The 16553-nt window shown below is 70.0% G+C and carries 17 protein-coding genes and 1 pseudogene; 6 read left to right on the forward strand and 12 right to left on the reverse strand.

Going from position 1 to position 16553, the window contains the following annotated elements:
* Positions 1–583 (forward strand): annotated as a pseudogene (locus GT042_RS23670) (ATP-binding protein); the annotation flags it as partial.
* A gap of 95 nt (positions 584–678) precedes the next feature.
* On the opposite strand, the gene GT042_RS23675 reads toward GT042_RS23670, so the two are convergent.
* Complete coding sequence (locus GT042_RS23675; RefSeq protein ID WP_161310742.1) at positions 679–948, reverse strand: hypothetical protein; 270 nt, start codon at positions 946–948, stop codon at positions 679–681.
* A 168-nt stretch (positions 949–1116) separates the two neighbouring features.
* On the opposite strand from GT042_RS23675, the gene GT042_RS23680 reads away from it, so the two are divergent.
* Positions 1117–1812, forward strand: a complete 696-nt coding sequence (locus GT042_RS23680; RefSeq protein ID WP_202533596.1) for a type 1 glutamine amidotransferase domain-containing protein — start codon at positions 1117–1119, stop codon at positions 1810–1812.
* A gap of 25 nt (positions 1813–1837) precedes the next feature.
* On the opposite strand, the gene GT042_RS23685 is transcribed toward GT042_RS23680, so the two are convergent.
* The 3 genes from GT042_RS23685 to GT042_RS23695 form a co-directional block, all read right to left on the reverse strand.
* Positions 1838–2557, reverse strand: coding sequence for an SDR family oxidoreductase (locus tag GT042_RS23685; RefSeq protein ID WP_345943888.1), 720 nt, complete (start codon positions 2555–2557; stop codon positions 1838–1840).
* A gap of 316 nt (positions 2558–2873) precedes the next feature.
* On the reverse strand, positions 2874–3440 hold the full coding sequence (locus GT042_RS23690) for an ATP-binding protein (protein WP_161310745.1): 567 nt from the start codon (positions 3438–3440) through the stop codon (positions 2874–2876).
* 4 nt (positions 3441–3444) lie between these two features.
* Positions 3445–3795 carry a hypothetical protein gene (locus GT042_RS23695; RefSeq protein ID WP_161310746.1) on the reverse strand — a complete coding sequence of 117 codons (351 nt, stop codon included), beginning with the start codon at positions 3793–3795 and terminating at the stop codon, positions 3445–3447.
* A 343-nt stretch (positions 3796–4138) separates the two neighbouring features.
* Here GT042_RS23695 and GT042_RS23700 point away from each other — a divergent pair, with 343 nt between their 5' ends.
* Both GT042_RS23700 and GT042_RS23705 read left to right on the forward strand, forming a co-directional pair.
* The gene (locus GT042_RS23700; protein WP_345943889.1) at positions 4139–4999 is read left to right on the forward strand and encodes a helix-turn-helix transcriptional regulator; all 861 of its coding nucleotides are present in this window, start codon (positions 4139–4141) and stop codon (positions 4997–4999) included.
* A gap of 14 nt (positions 5000–5013) precedes the next feature.
* Positions 5014–5220 (forward strand): DUF397 domain-containing protein, encoded by a 207-nt coding sequence (locus GT042_RS23705; RefSeq protein WP_161310748.1) that lies wholly within the window; start codon positions 5014–5016, stop codon positions 5218–5220.
* Positions 5221–5288: 68 nt separating this feature from the next.
* Here the strand turns inward: GT042_RS23705 and nucS are convergent, their stop codons facing one another.
* Positions 5289–5948 (reverse strand): endonuclease NucS, encoded by a 660-nt coding sequence (gene nucS, locus GT042_RS23710; RefSeq protein ID WP_202533598.1) that lies wholly within the window; start codon positions 5946–5948, stop codon positions 5289–5291.
* A gap of 213 nt (positions 5949–6161) precedes the next feature.
* Between nucS and GT042_RS23715 the strand changes: the two genes are divergently transcribed.
* Positions 6162–6554 (forward strand): SCO5389 family protein, encoded by a 393-nt coding sequence (locus GT042_RS23715; protein ID WP_161310750.1) that lies wholly within the window; start codon positions 6162–6164, stop codon positions 6552–6554.
* A 54-nt stretch (positions 6555–6608) separates the two neighbouring features.
* Here the strand turns inward: GT042_RS23715 and GT042_RS23720 are convergent, their stop codons facing one another.
* On the reverse strand, positions 6609–7622 hold the full coding sequence (locus tag GT042_RS23720; RefSeq protein ID WP_161310751.1) for an LLM class flavin-dependent oxidoreductase: 1014 nt from the start codon (positions 7620–7622) through the stop codon (positions 6609–6611).
* Between the two features lie 233 nt (positions 7623–7855).
* On the opposite strand from GT042_RS23720, the gene GT042_RS23725 reads away from it, so the two are divergent.
* A complete protein-coding gene (locus GT042_RS23725; RefSeq protein ID WP_161310752.1) occupies positions 7856–8185 on the forward strand; it encodes an ATP/GTP-binding protein in 330 nt (109 codons plus the stop codon).
* Positions 8186–8204: 19 nt separating this feature from the next.
* On the opposite strand, the gene GT042_RS23730 is transcribed toward GT042_RS23725, so the two are convergent.
* The 6 genes from GT042_RS23730 to scy form a co-directional block, all read right to left on the reverse strand.
* Entirely contained in the window at positions 8205–9071 is an 867-nt protein-coding gene (locus tag GT042_RS23730) for an ABC transporter permease subunit (protein WP_161310753.1), read from the reverse strand.
* Entirely contained in the window at positions 9068–10282 is a 1215-nt protein-coding gene (locus GT042_RS23735) for an ABC transporter ATP-binding protein (protein WP_161310754.1), read from the reverse strand. Before GT042_RS23735 ends, GT042_RS23730 begins: the two co-directional genes overlap by 4 nt.
* Positions 10283–10448: 166 nt before the next feature.
* On the reverse strand, positions 10449–11228 hold the full coding sequence (locus tag GT042_RS23740; RefSeq protein ID WP_161310758.1) for an ABC transporter permease: 780 nt from the start codon (positions 11226–11228) through the stop codon (positions 10449–10451).
* A gap of 9 nt (positions 11229–11237) precedes the next feature.
* The gene (locus GT042_RS23745; RefSeq protein ID WP_161310755.1) at positions 11238–12188 is read right to left on the reverse strand and encodes an ABC transporter ATP-binding protein; all 951 of its coding nucleotides are present in this window, start codon (positions 12186–12188) and stop codon (positions 11238–11240) included.
* A 119-nt stretch (positions 12189–12307) separates the two neighbouring features.
* On the reverse strand, positions 12308–13246 hold the full coding sequence (locus GT042_RS23750; RefSeq protein ID WP_161310756.1) for a cellulose-binding protein: 939 nt from the start codon (positions 13244–13246) through the stop codon (positions 12308–12310).
* 156 nt (positions 13247–13402) lie between these two features.
* A partial coding sequence (gene scy, locus GT042_RS23755) for a polarized growth protein Scy (protein ID WP_161310757.1) occupies positions 13403–16553 on the reverse strand: 3151 nt, incomplete at its 5' end.

Here is a 16553-nt window from a genome sequence, read left to right on the forward strand (position 1 = left end):
CCGGCGCCGCTCGGTCCTGGGCGGCGCGCGCCGGAACCTGGTCGCGGCGGGCACGGGCGCGGTGCTGGCCGCCGTCCTGGGCACGGTCGTGACTCTGGGCGCGACGTCCAACAACGACAACAACCAGCTCGACCACGGGACACCGGGACAGTCGGTGGACCCGGAGGACGGCGACGGCGGCGTACCGCAGGACCAGCCGGACACGGGCTCGACCAACCGCCCCGGCGCCGGAAACGCGGCGGTCCCGGGCGAGGCGGGCCCCCCGTCCCCCACCGGCACAGGCACCGAGTCGGGCACCCCCACCACGACGAAGAGCCCGTCCCCGACGACAAGCTCCACCTCGACGGACCCGGGCGACGACGACCCGTCCACCCCCACCAAGTCCCCCACGAAGTCCCCGTCGCACCCGACAACCCCGTCGGACACCCCCACGGACCCCCCGAGCGAAACCCCCTCGGACACCCCGTCGGAAACCCCCACGGAAACCCCGTCCGCAGACGCAACCCCCCCGACGGCCAGCTCCTCCCAACCAAGCCTGAGCGCGGGCACCCCCACAGGAACCCCCGCCGGCGTCATCGCCTGACCCACCCACATACGTAACCGCCCGGCCCCCACGAGAACCACGTCGCCCCGGGCGGTTCGGCGCGCACACTCCACCGCCCTCGGGCATCGGAGCCGTCAGACGTGGACGACGCGGGCGGCGCCGCTCGCACTCACGTCCTCGCCGCGGGCCAGCCTCTCGAAGAGGGCGTCGTCTTCGTCGTCCGCACCGGTGTCGGCCAGTGCCCAGCGCACCAGGGGCGCGGGGAGTTCGTCGGCGGGCGCGTGCTCGATCTCGCGATCGAACTCGGCAGCCCTGCCCGCGTCCATGGTCGCGCGCACGGCCGCGATCGTGCCGGGCAGCTCTACGAGCTCCCCGCCGATGACGGTCTTGAGGGTGGCATCCACGATGTACTCCTTTCCGCGTCGTACGGTATGCGCGCCGGTACGGCGGGTGGCCTTCCGGTCATCGAAATCCACTCGTCGGGGTCGTGGAACACATGCGTGCGATCGGGCACCTGATTAGCCTAAAAGGGGGTATATCGAACGAATCATCCGAACGGAGGCGCATGAGTGATGGCGAAGATCCTTTTCATAGTGAGCGGGGCGACGTACTGGGTGCTCAAGGACGGCACCAGGTACGCCACCGGATACTGGGCCGAGGAGTTCGCGAACCCGTACAAGGAGATCACCGACGCCGGGCACGAGGTGGTCGTCGCGACGCCCGGCGGTGTGACGCCGAACGTCGACATGATGAGCCTGCGCCCCTCCATGGTGGGCGGCGAACAGGAAGCCCTCGATCTTGAGGCCGTCATCCGCGACGCGGAGGTCATGCGGCGGCCGATCAAGCTGTCGGACGTACGGCTGGAGGACTACGACGCGGTCTACCTGCCCGGCGGCCACGGCCCGATGTCGGACCTCGCGTTCGACGCGGACGCCGGCCGGCTGCTGACGGCCCAGCTCGCCTCGGGCAACCCGCTCTTCATCGTCTGCCACGCCCCCGCCGCGCTGCTCGCCACCAGGATCCACGGCGAGTCGCCGTTCAAGGGCTACAAGGTCACCGGCTTCACCAACGAGGAGGAAGAGGGCGTCGGACTGGCCTCCAGGGCCACATGGCTGCTGGAGACCGACCTCAAGGAGAAGGTCGGCGTCCAGTTCAGCCGAGGCCCGGCCTGGGAGCCGTACATGGTGGAGGACCGCAACCTGGTCACGGGCCAGAACCCCCACTCGGCGGCGGTCCTCGGGGAGAGACTGCTCAAGGCCCTGGTCTAAGGCACAGATAGGTCCCCCGCCCCCGTCAATGCCCCGCGCTCTGACCCCCGTCGACGTGCGAGATCTCCCCGGTGACAAAGGGGGCCTGTTCCAGATACAGCACGGCCCGCAGGACGTCGTCGACCTCGCCCATCCGGCCGACCGGGTGGCGCGCGGCCTGGAACCCGCCGGGGTCCGTCGGGTGCATCGGGGTCCGGATGACACCGAGCGAGACGGCGTTCACCCGGACACCGCGGGTGGCGTACTCGATGGCGAGCGACTTCGTGACGCCGTTGAGACCGCCCTTGGTCAGGGACGTGAGCGCCCCGCTCACGGCGGCATCGGCGTTCTCGACAAGAGTGCTTGAAATATTCACCACATGCCCCCCACCCTCACCCTCCCGGGAGATCATCGCGGCGATCACGCTCCGCGTGACCTCGAAGAACCCACGCACGTTCACCCCGACCACCAGCTCGAAGTCCTCGTCGGTGTACTCGACGAACGGCTTGGAGACGAAGACCCCGGCACCGTTGACCAGTGTGTCCACACGCCCGAACCGTTCGAGAGTCGCCCCGACGACCCGGTCCCCGGCCCCGGCCTCGGTCACATCGGCGGCCACGGAGAGCACCCCGGAATCCCCCGACACCGGCGCGGCCCGGTCGGTAGCGGTAACCGCGTACCCCAGCCCCCGATAGGCAGCGACGAGCGCCCCGCCGATACCCCCCGAGGCCCCGGTGATGATGGCGACCTTCTGCCCGCTGCCCACAAGAGCCTCCCGCCCTCCGAACCACACCCAACCCGCACCAGCCGCCCCCACCCTTCCGGATACGAGGCGCTCCCGAGAGCCACACCACCAGGACCACGGCGTACGGAAACCATTCGGCGTATCCACGTATCCACCCCCGACCCAGCCCGAAGCGAACCTGGTTTGATACTTCATTCCTCATTGGGGTGGATTTCGAGTTAAGGGGCACGCTCTAGTCGAGAATATTTTTGACGTGGAGTCCACACCCCGTGACTGGTGTGGACTGGGATGTTCTTCGTTTCAGGTGCTTGCAGCGCTCGCACCCGTCGCTGGGTGGCTACAGCCTGCGGAGTCCTTCCAGGACGCGTTCCATCAGTGCGGTCTCGACCTGTGTTTTTGTCTTGCCCTCGGGGGCGCGGGCTTCGCTCGGTACGCGGTGGGGGAGCGGGGGTGTCTGGGGGGTGAGGTCGGGGGCTTTGGTGAGCGGTAGCTCGGCCCACACGATCTTGCCCCCCGCCGGTGGGCGGAAGGTGCCCCACCTTCTGGTGAGTGACTGGACCAGCAGGAGGCCCCGTCCACCCTCGTCGTCGGCTGACGGTGCCTTGGGCGTGGGGATCTCGCCGGCTCTGTCCCACACCTCGACGTACAGGTTCATGTCCACGACGCGGAGTTGTACGCCGAGGACATGCTCCGCCCTGACGTCCGACCACGTCGGATCCGGGGTGTTCGGGCCGGTTGCCTTGACGGCGTTCGTCACCAGTTCGGAGATGATCAGCAGCGCGTCGTCCATGACGTCGGTCGCCTCCCACCAGCGCAAGGTGCACTTGGTGAAGGTACGGGCGCAGCACGCCGCCGTGGGAACGGCCGCCAGCGTCAACCGGTCCCAACCGCGAAGTCGCGACATGCCACTACCTCTTGTCTGCCGGCGAGAGGTTGTCTTGGGTCGCGGGAGTCGCGAGCACATGGACTTGTGCTTGAAAGCGGTCTTCCAGGCAGTCCAACAGCGCGTCTTGAAGCACGTCGTTCGTGGACAGGTGGGGTAGCGACGGCAGTACGACGTCGTGCGCGTCCGCACGTCGTAACGCGACTCCCAGTTCGTAGAAGGCTTCATGCGAGCCGGACTCGACGTCGTGGAAGACGGCCGCCAGCTGGAAGCCGGCCGCTTGGGCGAAGCGTCGCATCTCTTGTTCCGTTGCGTACACCTGCTGATCGGTGACGTCAGAGAAGAGCCGCATGTAGCCGTAGATGAGTGGTTTCACAACGTGCCTCCCTTGCATCGGGAGCCGTGCGGATACACACGCTGCCGCACCGGCCGGATAAGCCGACACGTTCTTGTGACCCTCGGTCGTCATCGATGACCAAGCGTGTTCATGGCTGGACATGCCGCGCCGAGGTGCGTCCCACTTCTGGGCGCACCTTCGTCACTCCACCACCGGCCGGAACTGATCGTGCCAGGCTTGCGTTTGCTCAGCATGCCTAAGCCTGGCAGTACTGTGCAAGGTAATCGAATGCATACCGTGCATACGCAATCTGACTTGCTGTGATGGGTGGGGTTCGGTCAAACTCGTCCGTGACAGCCGTGCACATGAAGGGATGGGGCGAGTGGCGCCGAAACGGCAAGCACCCCCGATTCGTCTCCGCCGCTTAGCGGCCGAACTGCGACGGCTGCGTGAGATAAGCGGTCTGACCAGGGATGACGTCGCTGAACGAACAGGCATCAACGCCGCGACGCTCTACCGGATCGAGACTGCCAAGGTGCGTCCGCAGCAGCGGACGTTGGTCGGACTGCTGGATCTGTACGGAGTTGCCGACCCGCAGCGCTCGGAGATCTTGGCGCTTTCGCGTACCGCGGACGAACAAGGCTGGCTGCGGCCGTATCACGCCGATCTGCCCAATGAATACACTGCGTACATCAGCTTCGAAGCCGAAGCGCGTGGCGTCCGGAACTACGAGTCATTGTTCGTTCCTGGTCTGCTCCAGACCGAGGACTACGCACGGGCCGTGATCCGGGGCGTGCTTCCGATGGCTACTCCCAAGGAAGTTGACCAACGGGTACAGGCGCGTGTGGAACGACAGGCCGTCTTCGAGAAGGAGCATCCTCTTGAACTGTGGGCGATCTTGGACGAAGCCGCCCTGCGGAGAGAAGTCGGCGGCCGTCAGGTCATGGCCGACCAGTTGGATCATTTGACCAAGGCGGCGGCCGATCCGCACATCACGCTCCAGGTCATCCCCTTCGGTACGGGCGCTCACCCTGGAATGCCGGGCAGCTTCGTGCTGATGGACTTCCCGGAGGCCGTGGACCCCTCGGTCGTCTACATCGACAGCATGGCCGGCGATCTCTTCCTGGAAGCCGAGGAAGACGTCCGGCGCTACAGCCAGATCTTCGATCACCTGCGTGCCCAGGCGCTGAGTCCGAACGACTCGGTTGCCCTCATAGGGGCGTTGGTTCGAGAAACCACATGAGAGAAGGTTGCGGGATGAAGCAGGTGGATCTTTCCAACGCTGCGTGGCGGAAGAGCAGTTACAGCAGCGGCAACGGACAGTGCGTCGAAGTTGCCCACATCGGTGACGTGGTGGCCCTGCGTGACAGCAAGGACCCGACCCGCCCGGCGCTGGTCTTCGCGCCCCGCGAGTTCGACGCGTTCGTGTGCGGAGTTGCGGGCGGCGAGTTCGGTCGCTCGTAGCCGTCCGCCGGCAGCCGTACAACACGAAGGGCCCGACCGGCTGCGCCCAGGTCGGGCCCTTCCGCCCGTCAGAACAGGCGCAGTTTGTCGTCCTCGATGCCTCGCATCGCGTTGTAGTCCAGGACCAGGCAGCCGATGCCTCGGTCCGTGGCCAGGACTCGGGCCTGGGGTTTGATCTCCTGGGCCGCGAAGACGCCCTTCACCGGGGCCAGGTGGGGGTCTCGGTTCAGGAGGTCCAGGTAGCGGGTGAGTTGTTCCACGCCGTCGATGTCGCCTCGGCGTTTGAGTTCCACCGCCACCGTCGCGCCGTCCGCGTCCCGGCACAGGATGTCCACCGGGCCGATCGCCGTCGGGTATTCGCGGCGGATCAGGGTGTAGCCCTCGCCCAGGGTCTCGATGCGGTCGGCGAGGAGTTCCTGGAGGTGTGCCTCCACGCCGTCCTTGATCAGGCCGGGGTCGACGCCCAGTTCGTGGGACGAGTCGTGGAGGACCTCCTCCATCGTGATGATCAGTTTCTCGCCCGCTTTGTTCACCACCGTCCAAGTGGCGTCATCCTCTTTGAGGGTGCAGGGCGGGGACATCCAGTTGAGAGGTTTGTACGCCCGGTCGTCGGCGTGGATCGACACACTGCCGTCGGCTTTGACCAGGATGAGACGGGGCGCGGAGGGCAGGTGGGCGGTGAGCCGGCCCGCGTAGTCCACGGAGCAGCGGGCAATGACGAGACGCATGGTCGGCAACGCTACTCGACCGCCCAGGTCGCGCGCGATTCGCCCCGGAAGCCCCGTTCGTTATTGGCCGGTTGTGTTCCCATTCGCCTGGTGCGGGCCCGACCACACGCCTAACGTGGATACCTGAGGTCGCCGGTCGTGCACGCTGCGTCGTCGTCGCCTCTTTTCCGTGCCCGCAAGACCCCGGTCTTCGGGGTCGCGAGAGGAGAACCCATGTCGCTCGACGTCTCACCGGCACTGTTGGAACAGGCCGAGCGAGGCGAGGTCGACGAAGCTGCTTTCGTCGACTGCGTCCGGACCTCCCTGCCCTACGCGTGGGAGATGATCAGTTCGCTGGTGGCTCAGCTGAAGGTGGACGGTGGACAGTTCGCCGACAACCAGACGCCGCCGCCGGACGAGCAGGCACGTGGTCAGTTGCTGCGCGCCCTCGCGAGTGATGCCATTCGCGGTGCGTTGCAGCGGCACTTCGGAGTGCGTCTCGCCTTCCAGAACTGCCATCGTGTCGCGGTGTTCCCGCTGGACCCCTCGGTCGACGACCGGCTGGCCCGATTCACCTCGATCCGTGGCCAGTTGCTCAACCAGTCCCCCGAACTCCGGGACTGCTGACGTCCCCCGCCGCCACTCCGCCGCCTGAATCGGCGGAGTGGCGGCGGTCAGCGGTCAGTTCACCAGGGGGAGTACGTCGGCTCCCAGCCGCCGTACGTTCTCCTCCGTCGCCGCCAGGTCGCCCGAACCCTCGACGAGCAGCGCGAAGCGCGTGATGCCCGTACGTTCCGCCGTGGCGGCCAGGCGGTCGGCGGCGAGCCGGGGCGAGCCCACCGGGTGCAGGCCGCACAGCAGTTCCGTATAGGCGACGGGGTCGCGCATGGACCGCTCCCGGCCGTCCACCGTCACATGGGCGCCCAGCCCCTGCCGCAGCCAGGCGGGCATCGCCTTCACCAGGCTCTCCCTCGCCTCCGCCGCCGTGTCGGCGATCTGGGCGACCCCCGCCGACACGTGCGACACGCGCGGGTCGTGTCCGGCGGCGCCGGCGTACGTACGCCACAACGCGACCATCTCCGCCTTCTCGTCGTCCCCCGCGTGCATGCCCAGCAGCATCGGCAGCCCGCGCTCGCCCGCGAGCCGGACGCTCCCGGGTGAGGTGCACGCGACGACCACCTCGGGCGCCGCCGCATCCATCAGCTCGTCAGGCCGTGGCACCACCGCGACCTCACGGAACGCGAAGCGCTCGCCCGCCGCACCCACCCGGCTCTCGCGCAGCCAGCGCAGGAGCAGGTCGAGGGATTCCGGGAAGTCCTCCTCGAACGCCCGCAGGCCGCCGCCGAACACCTCCAGGTCCACCCAGGGGCCGCCCCGGCCCACCCCGAGCGAGAACCGGCCGCCGGAGACGAGGTGCAGCAGCGCGGCCTGCTCGCCGAGGGCCACCGGATGCACGTTCGGCAACACACTGACCGCCGTACCCACCCTGAGGCGCCGGGTCCTGCCGAGCAGCAGCCCGGCCAGGGTGACGGCCGACGGGCACACGCCGTACGGCACGAAGTGGTGTTCGGCCAGCCAGACCGCGTCAAGTCCCGACTCCTCGCCGACCTCGGCGGTACGCACCGCCCGGTGCAGCGCCTCGCCCTGTCCCTGGCCCGGGAACTGGGCCGCGAGCACAAAAGCTCCCACACGCATCGCTCTCTGCCTCCTTGCGGCCGACGCGACTCCCCCTTACGGGCAACAACGTCTGACACGTGCCAAAGGCACGGCTCTCCACAAAGTTCTTGCGATTGTCCGGTAAGTCCCTCTTGTGGCGCTCTTGCCGCGCTCTCGCGGCGGGAGCCGTCCTGGGCCGTGTGCGACGTCTACCCGGGGGTGTGGGCCGTAGGCTGGACGGGAACCGTGCTGCCTGCCCCGTGAGGTGTCCTGTGTCCCCGCGCCGCAACCGCCCCCGAGGCGGCGAGAAACCGACCGATCCCACCGGTGACGAGGGGGACCGGTACGGCGGATTCCAGCGCTCGGAGGGGTGGCAGGGCGAGCAGTGGTCCGTACGCCATGTCGCCGGCGCGAGCGCGGCGGGCAAGCGTTACCGCTGCCCGGGGTGCGACCAGGAGATCCCCGCGGGGGTCGCGCACGTGGTGGCCTGGCCCGAGTACGGCGGGGTGGAGGACCGGCGGCACTGGCACCAGGCGTGCTGGAACGCGAAGGACCGCCGCACCTCGCGGGTGCAGCGGTCCCGTAACGCCCCTCGGTACTGACGCCCTCGGTCCCCGCGCCTCACACGTCCCGGCGGTCCAGCGCGAAGAAGGCGCCCGTCATCGCGACGGCCGTCACCCCGATCATGATCCACAGCGGCTCCCAGCCGGACGGCCCCGCGCCGTCGCCGGAGACGCCCGCGTTGTCGTAGAAGACCGCGAGCTGGTTGGGGATCGAGTAGTCGAACAGCCCGTCGCGCAGCGTGCTGAGCGAGTCGGCGAACATGAACATCGCCAGCACCAGCGGCATCAGGACCACGCCGATCATGATGGTGATCGCGCCCGCCGAGTGCCGGATCAGCGCCCCGACGGCCAGCGCCAGCAGCCCCAGCGTCGCCAGGTAGAGGCTGACGCCGACGGTCGAGCGGAACCACGTCTCCCCGGACGGCGAGGGCGCGTCGGTGATCGCCACCTGGAGGGCGCCCACGAGCGCCGTGGTGACCACGGTGAGGACGAAGATCAGCAGGAAGAAGACCAGCGACTTGGCGCCGAGGACCCGGACGCGGCTGGGGCACGCGGTCAGAGTCGTACGGATCATGCCGGTCGTGTACTCGGACGAGATGGTCAGCACGCCGAGCGTGATGACACAGATCGAGCCGAGCAGTACCCCGAAGAAGCCGAGGGTCAGCACGTCGTCGTTGAGCGACTCGGTGGAGGTGGAGACCACCAGGGCGGTGAGCGTCCCGATGCCGACCATCAGGACGAGCATCACGCCGAGCGTCCACATCGTGGACCGTACGGACCGGAGTTTGGTCCACTCGGAGGCGACGGCGTCGCCGAGCGTGGCCCGGCGTACGGGGATCGGCGAGACGTAGCCACCCACCGGACCCGTGCCCCACTGGGGCGCCGGCGGATGCGGAGCTGGCTGCTGCTGGTACGGGGTCGTCATCGGGCGTCCTCGTTGTTGCTGTCGCTGTCGCGCGGTGTCGGCTGTGTCGTCGGGGCCGCTGCCGGGGCGGGAGCGGAAGCCCCTGCAGGAGCAGGAGCAGGAGCCGGTACGGCAGCCGGAGCCGGTACGGGAGCGGCCGCCGGCGCCGGTGTCGCGTACGGGTTCTGACCCGGCGGCGGTGGCGCGTACCACCCCTGCTGCGGCGCCTCCTGGACCACCGGCGGTACGGGGGTCCCGTACCCCTGGCCCTGTCCCCACCCCTGCTGCGGCGGCTGGAAGCCCTCCAGCGCGTCCGCCGTCGACCGGTAGTCCACCGCGCCCTGCGTCATCCGCATGTACGCCTCCTCCAAGGAGGCCTGGTGCGGTGACAGTTCCCAGATCCGTACGTCCGCGTCGTGCGCGAGATCGCTGATGCGGGGCAGCGGCAGCCCCGTCACCCGCAGCGCGCCGTCCGGCTCGGACAGCACCTGGCCGCCCGACTCCGTCAGCGCGGACATCAGCTTCTCCCGCTGCGGCGGGTCGATCGGCGCGGTCCGTACCCGCGCGAAGTCCGCGGAGTTCGCGGAGATGAAGTCCGTGACGCTCATGTCGGCGAGCAGCTGCCCGCGTCCGATCACGATCAGATGGTCGGCGGTGACGGCCATCTCGCTCATCAGGTGCGAGGAGACGAAGACCGTACGGCCCTCGGAGGCCAGCCGCTTCATCAGGTTGCGGACCCAGAGGATGCCCTCCGGGTCGAGCCCGTTGACCGGCTCGTCGAACAGCAGCACCTGCGGGTCGCCCAGCAGCGCCGCCGCGATGCCGAGCCGCTGGCCCATGCCGAGCGAGAAGCCCTTGGAACGCCGCCGTGCCACGTCCTGGAGGCCGACGACCCCGAGCACCTCGTCCACCCGGGCCGCCGGGATGCCCGACAGCTGGGCCAGCGAGAGCAGGTGCGTACGGGCCGTACGGCCGCCGTGCACGGCCTTCGCGTCGAGCAGCGCGCCGACCTGGCGCGGCGCGTTCGGCAGCTGGCGGAAGGGATGCCCGCCGACCGTGACGCTTCCGGCCGTGGGCCGGTCGAGGCCGAGGATCATCCGCATCGTCGTGGACTTGCCGGAACCGTTGGGGCCCAAGAACCCGGTGACGGTGCCGGGCCGTACCTGGAAGGAAAGGTTGTGCACGGCCGTCTTGGCGCCGTAGCGCTTCGTCAGGCCGATCGCCTCGATCATTCGCCAGCCCCATCGACAGGTCAGGTCGTCGGGGCAGTGGCCGCTTCCGGACCGAAGGCCCCCCGTTTGAGTTAGGAGGATATCCGGGGCTTGACGGTTCCGGCCAAGTCGTTACAACGGTGCGGCGCGCCCCGCGACGGTGGGGCGTGTGGGGTCAGCTGCCGTCTCAGGCGTCGCGCTTCTTGATCACGATCCAGCCACCGATCAGCGCCGCGGCCACCCACAGCACCAGGATCCCCAGGCCCTCCCAGGGCCCGTACGGCGCCCGGTCCGAGTTCATGGCGTCCGGCACCACCTGGAGGATCTTCCGGCCGGCCTGGTCGGGGAAGTACCGCGCGACGTCCTTCGCGCCCGGGACCGCCGCCAGGATCTGCGAGACCAGGAAGAAGAACGGCATCAGGATGCCCAGCGACAGCATCGAGCTGCGCAGCATCGCCGCCACGCCCATCGAGAAGACGGCGATCAGCGCCATGTAGAGCCCGCTGCCGATGACCGCGCGCAGGACGTCCGGCTCGCCGATGGTCGTGCTGTGGTCGCCGAGCAGCGCCTGGCCGAGGAAGAAGGAGAGGAATCCGGTCAGGAGTCCGACGATCAGGGCCAGCACCCCGGCCACGAAGATCTTGGAGAAGAGGAAGAGGGAGCGTCGGGGCACGGCGGCCAGTGAGGTACGGATCATGCCCGACGAGTACTCGGAGCCGACCACGAGCACCCCGAAGACCACCATCGCGAGCTGGCCGAGGACCATCCCGGAGAAGCTGGCGAACGTCGGGTCGAAGGTGGCCCGCTGGGCGTCGTCGAGATCGTCGAACGTCGCGTTGTACACCGCGCACAGGACGGCGCCCAGGGCGACGGTCACCACCAGGGCGCTGATCAGGGTCCAGGTGGTGGAGGAGACCGTACGGATCTTGGTCCACTCGGACTGGAGAACCGCCGGTGCCGTTGTCAGTGCCATGGGTCAGGCTCCCTTGCCCTCGAACTCCCGGGGCGGGCCGCCGTCGGCCCCCGCGTGGGCGTGGTACTCGACGGACTCCGCCGTCATCTGCATGAAGGCGTCCTCCAGCGAGGCGCGCTGCGCGCTCAGCTCGTGCAGGACGATGCCGTGGCGCGCGGCCAGCTCGCCCAGCTCCTCGGTCTCCGCGCCGTCGATCTCCAGGACCCCGCCCTCCGCCTCGACCGGCGTGTACCCCTCCGCCGCGAGGACGTCGCTCAGCCGCTCGCGCTCCGGGGAGCGCAGACGCGCGTAACTGCGGGAGTTGTCGTGGATGAAGCGTGCCATCGAGGTGTTCGCGAGGAGCCGTCCCTGACCGATCACGATCAAGTGATCCGCCGTCAGGGCCATTTCACTCATCAGATGGCTGGAGACGAAGATCGTCCGGCCCTCCGCCGCGAGGGCCTTCATGAGATTGCGGATCCAGTGAATTCCCTCGGGATCAAGCCCATTGACCGGTTCGTCGAACATCAGGATCTCGGGATCACCGAGCAGCGCCGAGGCGATTCCTAGGCGTTGGCCCATACCAAGCGAGAATCCTTTGGACTTTTTCCGCGCGACTGCCGTCAGTCCGACCATGTCCAGCACCTCGGACACCCGGCGTTCCGGGATCCGATTGCTCTGCGCGAGACAGAGGAGGTTGTTGTACGCGCTCCGGCCGCCGTGCATGGCCTTGGCCTCCAGCAGCGCCCCTATGTGCTTGAGCGGTTCGGAGAGGTCGCGGTAGCGCTTCCCGTCGATCCTGACCGAGCCGCCGCTCGGGTTGTCCAGATCGAGCATCATCCGCATCGTGGTCGACTTGCCCGCGCCGTTGGGCCCCAGAAAACCCGTCACCACACCGGGTCTGACCTCGAAGGAGAGCTGATCGACGGCGACCTTGCGGCCGAAGCGCTTGGTGAGACCCTCAACCTCGATCATGCGGACAACCTAAGGGCACAAAAAGCCCCCCGCCACCGGAGTGGCAGGGGGCTTACGCGATCGTTACCCGCGCGGGCGCGAGGCCGCGAACCCGCTGGGGCGCCCGGCCGCGGAGTGGGTCAGCGCGACTGCTGCGCCGGCACCCCGCGGGAGATCGGCTCGTCGTCGGCCGGGGAGCCGGCGGCGGCCACCGCGGCACCGGTCAGCGTCGCCAGCATCTCGCGGACGTTGGTCAGCTGGGCGTTGATCGAGTCGCGGCGGTTGGTGAGCGCCGCCAGCTCGCGCTCCGACTCGCTGCGGATCCGGTCGGCCTTGGCGTTCGCGTCGGCCACGATGTCCTCGGACTGACGCTGAGCGGTCTCCACCGTCTGACGGGCGCGGCGCTCCGCGTCCGTACGCAGCTTCTCGGCCTCCAGGCGCAGCTGCTCGGCGCGGTGCTCGATCTCCGCCAGGCGCTTCTCGGCCTTCGCCTGACGCGTCGCGAGGTCACGCTCGGACTGCTCACGCCGCTTGGCGAGGTTCGTCTCGAAGTCCGCGGCGGCCTGGGCGGCCTTGGCGCGGGTCTCCTCGAAGAGCGCGTCCGCCTCCTCACGCTTGGCCTGCGCGTCCTTCTGCGCCTCCGAACGCAGCGTGGAGGCGTCGCCCTTCGCCTTCTCGACGATGCGCGTGCCCTCGTCCTCGGCCCGCGCCTTGCGCTCCGTCGCGAACGACTCGGCGTCGTTACGGACCTGCTGGGCCGCCGACTCGGCGAGCTCACGGTGCTGTTCGGCCGCGCGACGGGCCTCCTCGCGCAGGTCCTTCGCCTCCTCCTCGGCGAGGCGGAGGATCTTCTCTACGCGGGCGCCGAGGCCGGCGTACGAAGGCTCCGCGTCGCTGACCTGGGCCTGAGCATTCTGCGTTTCGAGATGCAGCTCCTCGATGCGCTTTTCCAGCGCGGTGATGCGGGCCAGGGCGCTGTCACGGTCGGCGACGAGTTTGGTAATGCGGTCGTCCACCTGACCACGGTCGTAACCACGCCGCACGAGCTCGAAGCCGAATGGGGAGGATGTGTCACTCATGGGGTTCCTGTCGAATGAGACCGGTGAGGTGATAGGGGGAATCCTAGGGGCCGGAGCGGCGTGTCATCGTGTTGATGCCGGTTTGATATGGAGAATGTCCAGCCTTTTGAGTGGCTCGAAGCGGTTTCCCGGAGCCCAGGGGCCGGTGGTCCGGTCCTAGCCGTCGGAAGACTTGCCACCCGAACGATTAGTTCCGGCCGCCGCACCCGCCTTGACCGGGTTGTCCTTCGCCGGGCCCGACGGTGCCTCCAATGACCCCAACGCTTCGAGCACGTCCTGGACACGGGAGATCTCCGTCTGGATGTCCGCGCGTCTGCGGGTCAGGACATCCAGGTCCCGCTCGCCGTCCTCGACCATCTGCTTGGCGGCCTGCTGGGCGTCCGCGCGCAACTTCTCGCCCTCCTTGGTCAGTTCGGCCTTCTTCAGCTCGGCCTCCTTGAGGAGACCCTCCGCCTTGCGCACGGCGGCGATCCTGACTCTGCTCGCCTCGGAGTTGGCCTCGGAGACCAGCTCCTCCGCCTTCCGCGCGGCCTCGGCCCGCTGTTCCTCCGCGGCCTTCATCAAGGCGTCGACCCGCTCGCCCGCCGTCCGCAGCTGCTCGGACGTCTCGCGCCGGGCCCGCTCGTGCAGTTGCTCGATCTCGGACTCCACGCGCTGACGCAGTTCCTCGCCCCGCTCGCGTATGGCCGTGGCGTCGCGCCTGGCCCCCACGAGCAGGTTGTCCGCGTCCGTACGGGCCTTCTCCACCAGGGAGTTGCCCTCGATCGTGGCCTCCGCGTCGATGCGCTCGGCCTCCTTGCGGGCGGCGGCGACCATCCGGTCCGCCTGCTCCTCGGCCTCGGTGGCGGCGCGCAACGCCTCCTCCTGGGCCTTGTTGATGAGCTGGTCCGCCTGCTCCGCCGCGTCCGCACGGCGCTTGGCCGCGTCCTTGCGCGCCTCGTCGAGCAGCCAGTCCGTCTCCTCCTGCGCCTCGTTCCTGAGCCGCTCCGCCGCTTCCTCGGTCTCCGCCTTGACCCGCTCGGCCTCGGCCCGCAGCCGCTCGGCCGCCTGCTGCGCCTGGCCCATCGCCTCGGCCGCCTCGGCGCGCATCCGCTCGACCTCGCTGGTCGCCTCCGTGACCAGCCGGTCGGCCTGAGCCGCCGCGTCGCCCCGGATCCGGTTGGCGTCCTCCCTGGCCTCGGCCCTGGCCCGCGACGCGTCCTGCTCCGACGCCACGAGCGAGTCGGACGCCTCCGTCCTGGCCCGCTGCGCGTACTCCGCGCTGTCGGCCCGCAGCCGCTCCGCCTCCGCGATCGCGTCGCCGACCGTCCGCTCGGCGAGCGCCTGCGCCGCCTCGGACTCCGCGTTCGCGCGCGTACGGATCCGGTTGGCGTCCTCCGTGGCCCGCTCCCGCTCCGCGTACGCGTCGCCGCGCACCCGGTCGGCCTCCTCCTGCGCCTCCGTACGCGTACGGTCCGCCGCGTGCTCGGCCGCCGACCGCAGCCCGGCGATCTCCTGCTCGGCCTGGTCCTGGAGACCGGCCACCGCTTCCCGTACCTGCTGCGCCGTCTGCTCGGCGGCGGCCACCAGCTCCGTCGCGCGCCGGTCCGCCTCCTCGACCAGCCGCTGCGCCTCCGCCTGCGCCTCCTCGACCCGCTTGCGGGCCGAGGCGAGCAGCTCCTCGCTCTGCTCCCGTACGCTCGCGCGCTCCTGGTCCGCCTCCGCGCGGGCGGCGGCCAGCGTCTCCTCCGCCTCGCGGCGGCGCCGGGCCGCCTCGTCCTGCGCGGCGGCCAGTGCCTCCGCGGCCTCCACCCCGACCCGCTCGGCGGCGGCAGCCGCCTCGGCCCTGATCCGGTCGGCGGTCTCCTGCGCCTCGCTCTTGAGCCGCTCCGCCTCCGTCGCGGCCTCCGTGCGCAGCCGTACCGCGTGCGTCTCCGCCTCCGCGCGGGACTGCGCCGAGTCCGCCGCCGCTTCCGTACGGAGCCGCTCGGCCTCCTGCTCGGCCTGCGCCTGGAGCGTACGGATCCGCTCGGCGGCCTCCGCGCGCAGCCGGTCCGTCTCCTCGCCGGCCTCCCGGCGGATCCGCTCGCTCTCGCCGCGCGCCTCGGTGAGCGCCTCCTCGGCCGACGCGAGGCGCTGCTCCGCCTCCGTGTGCAGCCGGGTCAGCTCGCCCGCCGCCTCCGCCTTGCGGGACTCGACGCCCCGCTCCGTCTCCTCGCGCAGGGCGGCGGCGGCCTCCTCGGCCGCCTTCTTCGTCGCCTCGGCCTGCTCCTCGCCCTCCACCCGCAGCCGCTCGGCCTCGGCGCGGGTGCGCTCCAGCGTCTCCTCGGCCTGCCGGCGCAGCGTCGTGGCGCGCTCGATGGCTTCGGTACGGACCCGCTCGCTCTCCGCCGTCGCGTTCGTCCGCGCCTCGTCCGCGTCGGCCTTCGCCTTGGTCAGCAGCTCCTCGGCGGACCTGGCCGCCTCCTCGATCTGCTGGACGGCCTCCCGCCGCGCCTCGCCCCGGATCCGCTCGCCCTCGGCGACCGCGTCGGCCCGCAGCTGCTCGGCCTCGCCGCGCAGCCGGCGCGCCTCCTCCTGGAGCTCGACGGTCTTGGCGCGGTACTCCTTCGTGTCGTCCTTGGCCGCGCCCTTGAGCTGGTCGGCCTGCTCGGCGGCCTCGCCGCGCAGCCGGTCCGCCTCGGCCTCGGCCTCGCGGCGGATCCGCTCGGCCTCCTCGCCCGCCGACCGGATGGTGGCCTGGGCGTCGTCGGACGCCTTGTTCAGGACCTCCTCCGCCGTACGGGCCGCCTTGGCGAGCTGCGCGGCCGAATCCTCCGCCGCGACCGTACGGGCCCGCTCGGCCGCCTCCGCGACCAGCTTCTCCGCCTCGGCGCGGGCGTCGGCGAGCGCCTGCTCGGCCTCGGCCTTCGTCGCCTCGGCCTCCTGCGTGGCCTCGCCGACCAGCCGGGCGATCTCCGACTTGGCCGTACGCGTGCGCTGTTCGTTCTGCGACTCGGCGGCGGCCATCCGCTTGGCCGCGGCCTCCTTGGACTCCGCGTCGACCTTCTCGGCCTCCGCGCGGGCCTCCCGCAGCCGCTCCTCGGCCTGCTGCATCCGCTGCTCGGCGGCCCGGCTGATGTCGCCGGCCTGCTGGCGGGCCTGGTCGGACTCGGCGGTGCTGGACGTACGGAGCTGCTCGGCGTGGCTCGTGACCTCCTGCGCCTGCGCGGACGCGGCGTTCAGCAGCCGCTCGGCGTCCCTGCGGGCGCGCTGGAGGAGGGCCTCGGCCTCGGCGCGGGTCGACTCGGCCTCGGAGCTGAGCCGGCGGCGGGCCTCGTCGGTGACC

The organism is Streptomyces sp. SID3212 (genome assembly GCF_009865405.1).
Classification (GTDB): Bacteria; Actinomycetota; Actinomycetes; order Streptomycetales; family Streptomycetaceae; genus Streptomyces.

Excerpts from the sequence above, each read along its gene's own strand:
- GT042_RS23680 (WP_202533596.1), top strand. The coding sequence starts at position 1,117 with ATGGCGAAGATCCTTTTCATAGTGAGCGGGGCGACGTACTGGGTGCTC.
- GT042_RS23690 (WP_161310745.1), bottom strand. The coding sequence starts at position 3,440 with ATGTCGCGACTTCGCGGTTGGGACCGGTTGACGCTGGCGGCCGTTCCC.
- GT042_RS23705 (WP_161310748.1), top strand. The coding sequence starts at position 5,014 with ATGAAGCAGGTGGATCTTTCCAACGCTGCGTGGCGGAAGAGCAGTTAC.
- nucS (WP_202533598.1), bottom strand. The coding sequence starts at position 5,948 with ATGCGTCTCGTCATTGCCCGCTGCTCCGTGGACTACGCGGGCCGGCTC.
- GT042_RS23715 (WP_161310750.1), top strand. The coding sequence starts at position 6,162 with ATGTCGCTCGACGTCTCACCGGCACTGTTGGAACAGGCCGAGCGAGGC.
- GT042_RS23720 (WP_161310751.1), bottom strand. The coding sequence starts at position 7,622 with ATGCGTGTGGGAGCTTTTGTGCTCGCGGCCCAGTTCCCGGGCCAGGGA.
- GT042_RS23730 (WP_161310753.1), bottom strand. The coding sequence starts at position 9,071 with ATGACGACCCCGTACCAGCAGCAGCCAGCTCCGCATCCGCCGGCGCCC.
- GT042_RS23735 (WP_161310754.1), bottom strand. The coding sequence starts at position 10,282 with ATGATCGAGGCGATCGGCCTGACGAAGCGCTACGGCGCCAAGACGGCC.
- GT042_RS23745 (WP_161310755.1), bottom strand. The coding sequence starts at position 12,188 with ATGATCGAGGTTGAGGGTCTCACCAAGCGCTTCGGCCGCAAGGTCGCC.
- GT042_RS23750 (WP_161310756.1), bottom strand. The coding sequence starts at position 13,246 with ATGAGTGACACATCCTCCCCATTCGGCTTCGAGCTCGTGCGGCGTGGT.